Origin of the sequence: Marinococcus luteus (genome assembly GCF_034497705.1) — a bacterium.
In the GTDB taxonomy this organism is placed as follows: domain Bacteria; phylum Bacillota; class Bacilli; order Bacillales; family Marinococcaceae; genus Marinococcus; species Marinococcus luteus_A.
On record NZ_JAXRUV010000005.1, the window covers coordinates 143092 to 155786 of the forward strand.

The window sequence follows — 12695 nt, forward strand, 5'->3', positions numbered from 1 at the left end:
AGCTGGATGAAGACCTGACATCCTATCGGAATATATAGTTATGGAATTTATCTGTAATAAGTTAATGTAAGTATACTTAACATATACAATTGTTGCAAATGGTTTAGGTATATTTTATCTCTTTCATCCTTTATATACTAGCACTTAATCCCCAGTAATTCGTGCTGACGCCTGCTTTAGACCTGAGATCCTCCGTAGCAGCGATTTTCTGGGTTGAATCTACTTTTTAGTTTATTCATGTTTTCCTGCTTTCTTCGAGCAATGGCACCACGAATCTGATACCATGTGATAAAATATTGTTGCCTGTACTTATATTTATCATAATGTGGGCTGTTCTTTATCCTTACTAACTGCCAAAATCCAGAAAGGACGTTCGTGAATGGAATTACTGCAGAACTTCCCACTCTTAGTGGCATTATCTTCTATCTTATTAGCACAGGCGATTAAAATACCTCTTGGTTTCATTGCTGCCAAAACCTGGGATGCTTCACTTATCACAAGTACCGGCGGTATGCCAAGCTCCCACTCCGCAGCGGTCACTTCTCTTTCTACAGCTATTGGTATAGAGCAGGGCTTTGATTCAAATCTTTTTGCCATCTGCATCGTTTTCGGCGTTATTGTAATGTTTGATGCTACCGGTGTCCGGAGGCACGCGGGTTATCATGCCACCGTCTTGAATCAGCTGGTTAATGACTTCAACCGCCTCGTGACGGAAGCCAGATCCTGGCAGCAGAAACGCGAGCCCGAAAAACGCCAGGAGCTGAAAGAACTGCTTGGACATCAGCCGATTGAAGTTATCTTCGGCGCTATCTTCGGAGTGGCTGTAACGTTCGCCGCTCACGCCATTTTCATTGTGTGATCAATTCTTATTTTGTATAGTTTCTCATGCGAAAGAAGCCCCCGACATAGTTTGCCGGGGGCTCCTTATTTACTCTGTATTCATTTTAGAACGGGCTCTGCCCTTTACGGAGCAGGAAGCCAAAGCCGCCGAGAACCCATAGTGCACGGTTTTCGATCACTTTTTTCATAAAGTAGGCGGGACGGCCGTAAAGCTTTTTCGAACCTACAACGCCAATCGCTTCTTTTCCACCGAGAGAAGCCACTGTACCTTTAATGTCAGCCACAAATGCTTCTGTCGGACGTCCTTCCATCAATGCTTTGATGTTGTCGGCAGCTGTTTCACCCTGCTGGAGAGCGATTTGAGCTGTCGGCGGGAACGGACGGTCGATTTCTGTATTGATAATCAGAGAACAGTCACCGATAATAAACTCGCGCTCGTGACCAGGTGCACGCAGATCGTCGTCAACTTTCACACGGGCACGGTTGTTTTCGAAGCCGGATTCCTCAATAAGCGGATTGCCGCGAACACCAGTGGCCCAGATTACTGTCGATGTTTTCACTGATTCACCAGTATTCAGCTCTACACTGTTTTCCGTTACTGCTTTGATCGGTGAATCCAGTTTGAATTCCACCCCGCGGTTTTCAAGTAAATTCATAGCATACTCCACAAGCTCGGGATCAAAGCCTGGAAGTGCTGTCGGCATCGCTTCGATAACGTACATTTTTACTTTATTGCGCGGTACATCGTATTCTTTGCAAAGCTTGGGCACGCGTTCACTCAGCTCACCCATAAATTCCATACCAGTAAATCCGGCACCTGCTACAACGAATGTCAGATCTTCTTCTTTTGCTTCGTCGCTATGATAACGGGCAAACATATATTCAATGCGGTCTTTCATCTGGCGGGCGCCATCCACCGTCCAGCGGTGATAGGAGTTTTCATAAACGCCTTCGATGCCAAACGTTTCAGAAATAGCCCCAACTCCTACGATAATGTAGTCGTACTGCAGTTCGCCGCCGGAAGCAAGCGTTACTTTCTTTTCTTCTGTAACAACTTTTGTAGCTTCATCCTGTACGAAGTTAATTTTATTTAAATCAAGAATTTTACTGACTTTAATACGGGTGCGGTCATGGTGAAGCGTTCCTGCAGCCGGCTCGTGCAGCCAGGTGGTCTGGTAATGATAATCGTGCCTGCTGACCAGCGTAATGTTTGCATTGTCTGTTCCTACTTCTTTTGCAAGCTTTGAAGCGGAAACAAGACCAGCATAGCCAGCGCCTAAAATAACAATATTTGTTTTTCCTGCCATGTCAATCACTTCCATCTTTTAGATTTTTGCTAAAAGCAGCCCATGTATGTGATTTATTTCACGTACACAACTATACCAAACCGCCTTTTCTTTAATAAAAAGAAAAGTTCGCTTCGTTTTCTGCTTTTAACGCGTTGCTTTTTGTAAAAAAATAGACACAATCCCCGTATTTAATATTATGGGTTTTGCTATAACATTTCAACCTTTTTCCCGATTTTCACCTTTTTTCATCCCTTCTTCCTAAACGCAGCAGGAAATACCCTTGGCACTGATTTTGCTTATGTTACAATGTAACTCTTGAAACAATTTCTCAATTGGTTTCTATTTTTCTCAATCAGTATTATAATGGATTGAAATTTGAAAAGATTCTTGGAGGTGTACCTTAGTGGTATTAGAGTCAGATATATATGATGTGACCATTATTGGCGGCGGCCCTACCGGTTTGTTTACCGCATTTTACGGAGGAATGCGTCAGGCTAAAGTTAAAATTATTGAAAGTATGCCACAGCTCGGTGGACAGCTTGCTGCCCTTTACCCAGAAAAATTTATATATGATGTGGCAGGGTTTCCGAAAGTCCGTGCCCAGGAGCTTGTGGATAATTTAATTGAACAGATGAACCCTTTCAATCCGGAGGTAGTGCTTGAACAAAGCGTAGAAAACGTTATCCGCAACGAAGATGATCTTATCGAGCTTCACACGGATAAAGGAGTCCATTACACCCGTACTATCATTATCACTGCCGGTGTAGGCGCCTTTCAGCCAAGAAAGCTTCAAATCGACGGCATGGAACCATACGAAGAATCCAACCTTCATTATTTCGTTAACGATCTTCAGGCGTTTGCCGGAGAAAAAGTGACGATTCTCGGCGGCGGCGATTCGGCTGTTGACTGGGCAAACATGCTTGATCCGATTGCGGACGTCACCCTTGCCCACCGTCGGGATAAATTCCGCGCTCACGAGCACAGCGTCGAACAGCTTAACCAGTCGAATGTGGATATTCTGACACCGTTCCAGGTTAAAGATGTTCTCGGAGACGGCGAACGTATTCAGCAGGTCGTTTTTGAAGAAGTGAAAGGCACTGCTGAGCAGGTGGTCGACGTTGATTCCCTGATCGTCAACTACGGCTTCGTTTCTTCACTGGGCCCTATTAAAGAATGGGGACTTGATATTCACAAAAATTCCATCATTGTAAACACGAAAATGGAAACGAATATCCCGGGCGTATACGCAGCAGGAGACGTTACTTCCTACGACGGCAAAGTAAAATTAATTGCTACCGGCTTCGGGGAAGCTCCTACAGCAGTGAACAATGCGATGAATTATATTAATCCAAAGGCAAAAGTCCAGCCAGGACACAGCTCCCATATGTTTTAATAAAAAAACGATCCCGAATACGGATCGTTTTTTGCTATTCAAAGCTGATCTCTTCGCCGGTTTCTTCCTCAACCGTCTCGGCAAAGCTGCTCTCCTCGTCTTCCATCCGCTCAAGCACCGGGTTGATGTTTTCTCCAATCGACTCCTGCAGATTCTCGGTGCTCATTAACTCTTCAGCAATAAACACATATTGGTTTGCATAGGAAACGTGCGCGTCGTACACTGCCTTCATGTCTTCACCCTCCGGCACGCTGATTGCTTCAACGTTATCGTAGGCTGTTACAAAAATATCCTCCTGCATGCTTTGCAGCTCTTCGGCTGCCCCTTCCTCTTCATTTTCTACAGCGTTCACCGCTTCTGTAAGCTGCGTGTCCAGCTCATGAATTTCTGTGGCACTTTCATCCACTTTGTCTATGTATTGCTGTTCTTCGTCTGATAAGCTGCTTCCACAGCCTGCCAGCATAAGTACCCCAAGCGTTCCTGTAAAGATCGTTCGTTTTTTCATAACTGACTCCCCCTGTCTTCACATTTTACAAATTATGCCTGTATGTGACCAGTAAAACACAAAAAAAGCAGCTGTGCCCTGACAGCTGCTTTTTCTAACGCTATTTTTCTAGCACTTCTCCGGTGTACCTTCTTTGGTTGCGGTCTTGAACGATGCGCCGCAGCCACAGGAAGCGATGGCGTTCGGATTGTCGATCGTAAAGCCGCCGCCCATCATGTTTTCCTTGAAATCGATGTTTACGCCGTCCAGAACAGGAGCACTCTCACTGTCTACAACGATTGGAACACCTTTGATTTCAAGCACCTGGTCGGTTTCTTCTACTATAGAATCAAAACCCATGCCGTAGGATAGGCCGGTGCAACCTCCGCCTTTTACGCCTACACGCATATATAGTGAACTGTCGCCTTCTTCTTCAATCATGTCGAGCACACGCTGTGCTGCTGCATCCGATAATACTAACATTAGTGTTTCCTCCTTTGTGTATCTGAGGCTCATTTATATTATAGACCCTTATCCTCCGTTCTTCAAATATTCCTCTTTTGTTTTTTCAGGTGGTTGTTTTTATAGGCAAATACCCGCACTTTGCATATACTTAAAGAAAGAACCTTAAATTAAGGAGGTGATTTCTTGAAGGCGTTAACTCTGCTCATACTGGTATTTAGTGTCGGCTGGATCATTATTGCGGAAAATACTAACCAGACTGTTTCTTTTTCCATGTTCCAAAGTGCTTCCACCACAAGCAATGAAACTGACTTAATCGAAGAGCAGAAAGAAATGGAAAAGCAGTGGCAGCAGGAGTATATGGCCGGAAACCACACTTTTAACAATCCAATGGTCATCCAGGATCCTTACGGAGAGGCTCCACTCACAGCTTTAACAAAATTCCACACAGAAGCCCCAAGCCGTATTACCGTTACTGTAGCCAGTCGTGGCGAAACGCAGGATATCTCACATACATACCCTGCCTTTAATCGGGAGCATGAGGTTCCCGTCCTTGGCCTGTACCCCAATAACACTAACGAAGTTACTATTGAAGCAGAGGATCGTCAGGGGAATATTCAGGAGAAAACCGTGTCCATAGAAACTAATGATACTCCTGCTTTCGCTCATAACAGAGAGGTACTTGAAAGCTCTACGGCGGAAATGGAACCCGGTCTTACTTTTTTAACTCCCGGTAAATCCAAAGCCTATGGGGCGGATGAGGAGGGTGATATCCGCTGGTACTCTTCCCGGACCGGAGGGTTTGTTTTTAAACGGCTCTCCAATGGAAATCTGCTGCTCGGGGCGTCTGACTCTGAAGACAATCGCAATGACTATCTGTTTGAAACGGACATGCTTGGAAAGGTTCAGAATCAGTACAAGATTAACCTGCCCAACTACGAGGGCACTAACGTCATTCACCACGATGCCATCGAACTGCCTAACAATAACCTGTTAGTTACCGTGCACGACAACAGTAATTCTTACGTAGAGGATACTATGGTGGAAATTGACCGTGATACGGGCGAAACGGTGGAAACGCTCGATTTAAAAGACATCTTCCCCTCTGAAGTGCATGAAGAATATTCTGGCCCGAACGAAAGCGAAGGCGACTGGATGCATCAAAACGCTATCTGGTACGACGAAGAAAACAAAAGCATTCTCATATCCGGCCGTCATCAGGACGCCGTCATGAGCCTGACTTATCCGGATATGGAGATCAACTGGATTCTTGGCGCTCCGGAGGGCTGGTCTGCGAATATGGACGAAAAAGTGCTCAAACCCGAAAACGGTAATTTAAAATACCCCGGCGCTCAGCATGCCCCGATGATTCTTCCGGACCAGGATAACAATCCGGATACTAAGGACGTTCTCCTGTTTGATAACAACAGGGTAATCACCCGAGGCGATGAATCCATCAGCAAGGATTTCAGCCAGGGCATTCAATACCGTATCAATGAAGAGGAAGGCACCGTTGAGACCGTTTGGAATTACGGTAAAGAACGCGGGAAAGATTTTTTCTCCAACGTGGTCGGCGATGCTGATTATTTGTACGAAACCGAAAACCGCCTGCTCACCTCCGGGTACCAGGAAACTGAAGACGGCTATCAGGCCACTGTCGTTGAAACTGCCGGCACCACAGATGAAGTGGTGTACGAACTCGAGCTTTCCGGCATCGAGGAGGGGGACGGCCGGGTAGTTTACCGTGCCGAGAGGATGCCTCTCTATCCGGAGGCATGGAATTACTCTTCCTCCTCTCCCGCGGGTACTTCTTCCGAATGAAGAACTGCTTTGGGCGTTGTTACTTTCCTTCCGGAATACCACGATGTATAATAAGAAACTGAGCCCCGGAAATTCTTGTTAGCTTGATGTCTTTCCCTGGCAGTACCCTTTTATATACCTATACAGCAGATAAGGTTTTGCACGTCGGTACGGAAGCCGTCTGCAGAACCGCTGAACTTTACAGTATTTCTTGTACATCGGAAAGGAAGGATTAATATGGCGATCACCTTGAATCGCGACGCCGACATGCAGCGCATTGCCGACAAAGTCCGAGAAGGGGAACGGTTATCCATTGAAGACGGCCTCTACCTCTATGAAACAGCAGACCTGTTAACCGTGGCCCAGTTGGCAAATGAGGTGAACGAAAGAAAAAACGGGGATAACGTTTATTTTATCGAAAATATGTACATCAACCCGACCAACGTATGCGAAGCCAGCTGCTCGTTTTGCGGATTTAAACGTAAGCCCGGCGAGGAAAACGCGTATACGATGCATGAAGAAGAACTGCTTGAGTACGTGGAGAAACGCTGGAATGACAACATCCGGGAATTTCACATTGTTGGCGGCCACAACACGGATGTGCCGTTTGAGTATTATTTAAACACCGTCCGCGTGTTGAAAAAGCATTACCCTCAGGCAAAGGTTAAAGCCTACACAGGAGCCGAAATCGAATTCTTTGCCCGGCACGCAGGGATCAGCATGCGCGAAGTCCTCATAGAGCTGCAAAAGGCAGGACTCGATACGCTTCCAGGCGGCGGCGCTGAAATTCTTACAGAGAATTACCGTGCGAAAATGAGTCCGGACAAGGCGACGACGTTTGAATGGCTTGAAGCTCACGAACTCGCTCACGATCTTGGTATGCGTACGCACGCCACGATGCTGTACGGGTCGATTGAATCGAAGGAGGAACGGCTCATTCATATGGACCGTGTCCGTGCCCTGCAGGACAAAACTAATGGATTCATGGTCTTCATCCCGCTCGCCATGCAGCCTCGCAAGCTCAATGCCGGCCTGCACCAGCGCACCTCCGCGTTCGATGACCTGCGGACCATAGCAATTTCACGGCTTATGCTTGATAACTTTGACCACATTAAAGCGTACTGGATTAATATCGGCGCCCAGCTGACCCAGATGGCTCTTACATTTGGCTCCGACGATATTCACGGCACCCTGATTGAGGAACGAATTTCTCACTCTGTCGGCGCGCTGACATCCCAGGGTATCACCCGGAAGGAATTAATCCACCTGATTAAAACAGCCGGAAAGACCCCTGTGGAACGGGATACCTTCTATAACATTGTTAAATCCTATTAGACGTAAAAAGAGAGCGGGCGCCCGCTCTCTTTTTGTTTATATTGATGCTCTTCTTGTTTCATAGTCCCCCGTGCAGATAACCTCAGCATTTCCCGTCATCAGTATATTTCCTGATGACTGCCACGTAATATACAGATCACCTCCGGGAAGATGCACAGTAACCTCTTTGTCTTTTTCACTCTTTCCAGCTGCTACTGCAGCTGCCACGGCTGCACAGGCGCCTGTTCCACATGCCTGGGTAATACCCGAACCGCGCTCCCACACTCTAAAATCCATCACATCACTGCGGCGCATGTGCACAAACTCAATATTGGCTCCCTCCGGAAACGCTTCGTGTGTTGCAAGCTCTGCCCCGGCTGTTTCCACGGGAGCCTGTTCTGTATCATCCACAAAAATGACTCCATGCGGGTTACCCATGGATACAGGTATCAACTGCCACGACCGGCCTGCAGCTTCAATGGACAGTTCACCCTCTCCCGGCCCTTTCACGGGTACCTGGGCCCAGTCAAATTCCGGTGCCCCCATATCTACGGTTACCAGACTGACGGTCTGACCGGTATTATCCGGATGAACGGTCGCTTTCATCGTTCCTCCGAGCGTTTCGATCGTAAAACGCTCTTTGCTGACGTAACCATGCTCGTAAGCATACTTAGCTGTACAGCGCAGTCCGTTCCCGCAGTTTTTCGCTTCCGATCCATCAGCATTGAACACCTGCATCTTCACGTCTTCATGCGTCGACGGTCCAATCAATATCAGCCCATCTGAACCTATTCCTTTATTTTTATCGGCAACCTGCCGGGCAAGTCGCGGAAGCTCGTGCTCTTCCAGCGTTTCTTCAAATACGTCGACATAAATGTAGCTGTTGCCAAGCCCATGCATTTTTGTAAATCTCATGACTTTCTCTCCCTTCGTCTCATCGGCTCTGTCGTCCATAAGTAATCTTCATCTGCAAATACAATATGCATGCGTGTATGGCAGCACGGCATATTTATATATGTTTTTATTTCCTCTTTTGCCCATTCTAAATCTTTTACTTTCATTGCTGTTAATATATTTCTAGCTCCGCAGTAAGGACATTCATTAATATAAATATCCTCACCTATCTTGTCATACGGCCATGTATTTTCAAAAGGAATGATATCCATTTTTTCCCCCTCTTTAAACGTTGAGAAAAAGCGTCTTTCTGCAGAAAGACGCTTTTGCATTAAAACATTGGGTTTTCTTCAAGATGAGTATAAATATTGGCAAGAAGGTCTTTTTCATCTTCCCCTTCTACCGGCTCTCCGTTCACAAGCGCATACATATTCATAGAGCAACGGCCACAGTAGCCTAAGCATATATCTTCAATAACATCCAGATTCGGATCTTTTTCAAGTTCTTCCATTGCCCCGTGAGAGCCGTTCGCCAAATTACTCATGCAAAACTCAATAATTGGCCTCACCTTTCATCACCTCTTCCCGGGTTATACGAGTTTATATTAGTCGTCTGCGGCCGCTGCGTCAACCAATTCGTTTGAATGGCCCGTTCACAAAATTGTTTGATATTTTTAAAATTGGTTGCCAAAGCAGCTGTACCTCTCTATAATCAAAATTGACCGCAGTCATTTTTAATGACTGCACAACCAAATTGTTCTCTCTCTATTGTAACTTTTTTATTTTTGCAAATGCTTTCAGCTGCGCAGAGGGGGAATTCTATGAAACGAACGGAAAAACGAGAGCAGACACGTTCCCGCATTCTGCAGGCTGCCGTGCATTTATTTCAGGAAAAGGGCTTTGAGCAGACGACTGTGCAGGAAATAACGGCTTCAGCCGAGGTCGCCAAAGGGACTTTTTTCAATTACTTCCCTACAAAAGAGTCGATCATGCGTGCACTCGCAGAGGACCGGCTGCTCAGGGTGCAGGAATACATGCAGACGTATAAAATTCAGCGCATGACACTTCCTTCCCGTATTCGTGCCTATGCCGGATATTTTCTGGGGGACTTTCACCTGAACCCCTCCCTCACCAAACACATCTGGCGGCATGTGGTCGAGCATGACAGTGCTTTGCTTCGCACTTGGGAACAGCTCCTTGAGAGCGGTGTCCGCCAGCAGGAAATAGACCCTTCCATTTCTTCGAATCGATGGGCACACATCATTAACAGCTATTTTTACTATCAGCTATCCATCGGAGTTGAATCCGATCGCGAAGAACTACTTCATCATTTTATGCAGCTGGTCCACGCGGGCATAGACAGCATGCTACTCAAAGGGGGACAAGAAACAATGGAAAAAATTATCGTATTAGGCGGAGGCTATGGCGGAATGCGTTTTCTTCAGCGCGTACTCGGCAGCGACCTCCCCCAGGATGTTGATATTACGTTAGTGGATAAACTTCCGTATCACTGTATGAAAACGGAATACTACGCACTTGCTGCCGGTACCGAATCAGACCACGAGGTGCGCGTTCCGTTCCCGGACCATTCCCGTTTAAAAATTCATTTTGGCACGATTGACCATATCGACATGGAAAATCAGCTGGTAGTCATGTCTGATTCTTCGTCGCTTCCATACGATAAGCTCGTGGCCGGACTCGGCTCGGTCGACAACTTTCACGGCGTTCCTGGAGCAGAAGAGCATACCTACAGTATTCAAAGTATGGAAGCAACACGCCGAACATACGAAGCTATCAGTAACCTGCCGCCAAAATCAGCTGTCAGCATCGTAGGCGCCGGACTCAGCGGGGTGGAGCTTGCCAGTGAACTGCGGGAAAGCCGCTCAGATCTTCACATACGCCTGTTTGACCGCGGGGAAACCATTCTTCCAATGTTCCCGAAGCGGCTTAGTAACTACGTGCAGAACTGGTTTGAAAAGCATGACGTTGAAGTCATCAGTAATTCCGATATCACCACCGTGACGGCAGAAGGTCTGTACAACCATGAAGACTGGATCCAGTCTGAAGCGATCATTTGGACTGCAGGCATCCAGCCCAACAAAATCATTCGCGAGCTTGATACGGAAAAAGACCGGAAAGGGCGCATCATTTTAACCCCCCACCACCATCTAACAAACGATGAAAATATTTTTATCGTCGGAGACTGTGCTAGCCTTCCTCACGCCCCAAGCGCTCAGCTTGCCGAAGGACAGGCAGAACAGATAGCCACGATTATGAAAAAACAATGGAAGAATGAACCGCTTCCGGAAACGATGCCTGAGATCAAGCTTAAAGGTACGCTTGGATCGTTAGGCAAAAAGCACGGCTTCGGAGTAATGGGCGGTACTGCTAAAGCAGCTGTTACCGGCCGCGTCGCCCGCCTGTTAAAAAGCGGCGTGCTCTGGATGTACAAAAACCATTCAGGAGTATAATGAACAAAATAATTTCATGTTTCACCGAAAGGGTCTGCTTGTGATGCAGATCCTTTTTTATGTCTGCAGGCAGTCATTGATTTCTACTAAGTAAATTATTATACATAATATGAAAAATTTAGAAAATTAAAGGTATATTTGGCCGAAATAGATATAATGCTATTGACGGTTTCTTCAGACCCAATTATTATTAACTAAAATTTCAAAAAATATCAAAAGTTATGAATTATTATGGGAGGGTCAGCATGTATTTTTCAAAAAAGTTAACTGTCGGGGTTCTCGCAGGAATGGTTATCAGCTCGGGGAGCCTTCTTCACGCAAGTGGCTCAGCAAATGATAACGCCAACGAAAACGGAGTCGAAAACAGCAATAAAAATGCTAAGGAGGATGTGCCGGAAAATGTCATTGTAATGGTGGGAGACGGCATGGGCATGGGGCAGATGGAAATTGCTTCTATGCTTGAATATGGCAAAGAAGGCGAACTTTTCATGGAATCGCTTGAACATACAGGTATGACCAGCACATACTCCGCCGATAACAATGTGACTGATTCAGCAGCGGCCGGCACCGCCATCGCTACCGGCACAAAAACAAACAACGGAAGCGTCGGAGTCGATGAAGACGGCGAGGAAGTAGACAGCATTCTGGATCAGTACCAGGACGACGGTAAAAAAGTCGGCGTTATTTCCAATAATACGGTCACAGATGCCACTCCGGCTTCATTTACCGCAAGCGTGGCTGACCGCGGAAGCGAAGAAGACATTGCCGAACAGCAGTACGAGGAGGAATATGATGTTCTGCTTGGGGGCGGCGGTGAATTTTTCGGAGCTGACGAAGAAGAAGGCGAAGACAGGCTCGTGGATGATTTTCAGGAAAGCGGCTATGAGTATGCTACTACCGAAGAAGAACTGGAGGAATCTGGAACTCCGGACAAGCTCCTTGGCTTGTTTAATGATTCGTACATGAACTATAAAACCGATAAAGACGATGTCGACAGCGAAGAGCCTTCCCTGCAGGCTATGACTGAATCCGGGCTGGACGTGCTTTCACAGGACGATGACGGATTCTTTATGATGGTTGAAGGCGCCCGAATCGACCATGCGGCTCATGCGGCTGACGCTACCGGAGTATGGAAGGAAATGATCGAATTTGACCAGACGGTTGAACAGGTCGTTACCTGGGCAGAAGACCGGGATGATACACTCGTTGTTGTGCTTTCCGACCATGAAACGCTTGGCATGTCTGCAACAGAAACTATGGATGTGGATGGTCTGAAGGATATTGAAGTCTCCCCTGAGTATATGGCCCAGCAGATTGAAACCCGGGAGGACTCTGATCAATACACCGATGAAAGCATTCAGCAGGTTTTCTCCGAATATGCAGATATTGATATTACAGACGAAGAATTAGAAGCATTTCGCTCAAATATCGAGGATGAGGAAGGGGAAGTATATCCTGAGTACCAGGTAGGCTGGGAAATTGGTTCCATTATTGCTGACCATTATGACGTAGGGGCCCTCGATACAGAAATACGTGCAGAAAGCGATACTGGCGGCCATACAGGAGAAATGGTACCTCTCTTTGCCACCGGGACCGGCAGTGAGCACTTCACCGGCTACATGGACAATACCGACATTAAAGGGCTTATCGAGGAGGCTTCTGACGAACAGACTAGTAATGGCAAGGAAAACGGTCGCGGACACGGTAACAACTAAACAGTGCTGGATATCCGAACAGTTAAAAAAGCCG

The 12695-nt window shown here is 46.6% G+C and carries 12 protein-coding genes and 1 pseudogene; 7 read left to right on the forward strand and 6 right to left on the reverse strand.

The genetic code is table 11. The features are described from left to right. The first annotated feature begins 379 nt into the window (after positions 1 to 379). Positions 380 to 859: a divergent PAP2 family protein gene (locus Q9M42_RS09870; protein ID WP_079475569.1), complete on the forward strand. Its 480-nt coding sequence runs from the start codon at positions 380 to 382 to the stop codon at positions 857 to 859. Between the two features lie 85 nt (positions 860 to 944). On the opposite strand, the gene Q9M42_RS09875 is transcribed toward Q9M42_RS09870, so the two are convergent. Continuing rightward, positions 945 to 2162: an NAD(P)/FAD-dependent oxidoreductase gene (locus tag Q9M42_RS09875; RefSeq protein WP_322526319.1), complete on the reverse strand. Its 1218-nt coding sequence runs from the start codon at positions 2160 to 2162 to the stop codon at positions 945 to 947. A gap of 370 nt (positions 2163 to 2532) precedes the next feature. On the opposite strand from Q9M42_RS09875, the gene Q9M42_RS09880 reads away from it, so the two are divergent. Continuing rightward, positions 2533 to 3522, forward strand: coding sequence for an NAD(P)/FAD-dependent oxidoreductase (locus Q9M42_RS09880; RefSeq protein WP_091616418.1), 990 nt, complete (start codon positions 2533 to 2535; stop codon positions 3520 to 3522). Between the two features lie 34 nt (positions 3523 to 3556). On the opposite strand, the gene Q9M42_RS09885 is transcribed toward Q9M42_RS09880, so the two are convergent. Next, on the reverse strand, positions 3557 to 4027 hold the full coding sequence (locus Q9M42_RS09885; protein ID WP_322526320.1) for a hypothetical protein: 471 nt from the start codon (positions 4025 to 4027) through the stop codon (positions 3557 to 3559). Positions 4028 to 4135: 108 nt separating this feature from the next. Continuing rightward, on the reverse strand, positions 4136 to 4489 hold the full coding sequence (locus Q9M42_RS09890; RefSeq protein ID WP_022794136.1) for a HesB/IscA family protein: 354 nt from the start codon (positions 4487 to 4489) through the stop codon (positions 4136 to 4138). Between the two features lie 165 nt (positions 4490 to 4654). On the opposite strand from Q9M42_RS09890, the gene Q9M42_RS09895 reads away from it, so the two are divergent. After that, on the forward strand, positions 4655 to 6289 hold the full coding sequence (locus tag Q9M42_RS09895; protein ID WP_322526321.1) for an aryl-sulfate sulfotransferase: 1635 nt from the start codon (positions 4655 to 4657) through the stop codon (positions 6287 to 6289). Positions 6290 to 6505: 216 nt separating this feature from the next. Then, a complete protein-coding gene (gene mqnE / locus Q9M42_RS09900) occupies positions 6506 to 7603 on the forward strand; it encodes an aminofutalosine synthase MqnE (RefSeq protein WP_322526322.1) in 1098 nt (365 codons plus the stop codon). Between the two features lie 36 nt (positions 7604 to 7639). Here the strand turns inward: mqnE and dapF are convergent, their stop codons facing one another. Genes dapF through Q9M42_RS09915 form a run of 3 tightly spaced genes read right to left on the reverse strand, consistent with a single transcriptional unit; the run spans position 7640 to position 9044 of the window. Beyond that, positions 7640 to 8497, reverse strand: coding sequence for a diaminopimelate epimerase (gene dapF, locus Q9M42_RS09905; RefSeq protein WP_322526323.1), 858 nt, complete (start codon positions 8495 to 8497; stop codon positions 7640 to 7642). Then, the gene (locus tag Q9M42_RS09910; RefSeq protein ID WP_322526324.1) at positions 8494 to 8748 is read right to left on the reverse strand and encodes a hypothetical protein; all 255 of its coding nucleotides are present in this window, start codon (positions 8746 to 8748) and stop codon (positions 8494 to 8496) included. The genes dapF and Q9M42_RS09910 overlap by 4 nt, the downstream gene beginning before the upstream one ends. A gap of 59 nt (positions 8749 to 8807) precedes the next feature. Then, positions 8808 to 9044 carry a YuzB family protein gene (locus Q9M42_RS09915; RefSeq protein ID WP_022794141.1) on the reverse strand — a complete coding sequence of 79 codons (237 nt, stop codon included), beginning with the start codon at positions 9042 to 9044 and terminating at the stop codon, positions 8808 to 8810. 252 nt (positions 9045 to 9296) lie between these two features. Here Q9M42_RS09915 and Q9M42_RS15570 point away from each other — a divergent pair. The 3 genes and pseudogenes from Q9M42_RS15570 to Q9M42_RS09925 form a co-directional block, all read left to right on the forward strand. Continuing rightward, positions 9297 to 9416: pseudogene (locus tag Q9M42_RS15570) on the forward strand (TetR/AcrR family transcriptional regulator); the annotation flags it as partial. 450 nt (positions 9417 to 9866) lie between these two features. After that, positions 9867 to 10946, forward strand: a complete 1080-nt coding sequence (locus Q9M42_RS09920) for an NAD(P)/FAD-dependent oxidoreductase (protein WP_440972321.1) — start codon at positions 9867 to 9869, stop codon at positions 10944 to 10946. Positions 10947 to 11191: 245 nt separating this feature from the next. Then, entirely contained in the window at positions 11192 to 12661 is a 1470-nt protein-coding gene (locus tag Q9M42_RS09925; protein ID WP_322526326.1) for an alkaline phosphatase, read from the forward strand. The last annotated feature ends 34 nt before the right edge of the window (positions 12662 to 12695 follow it).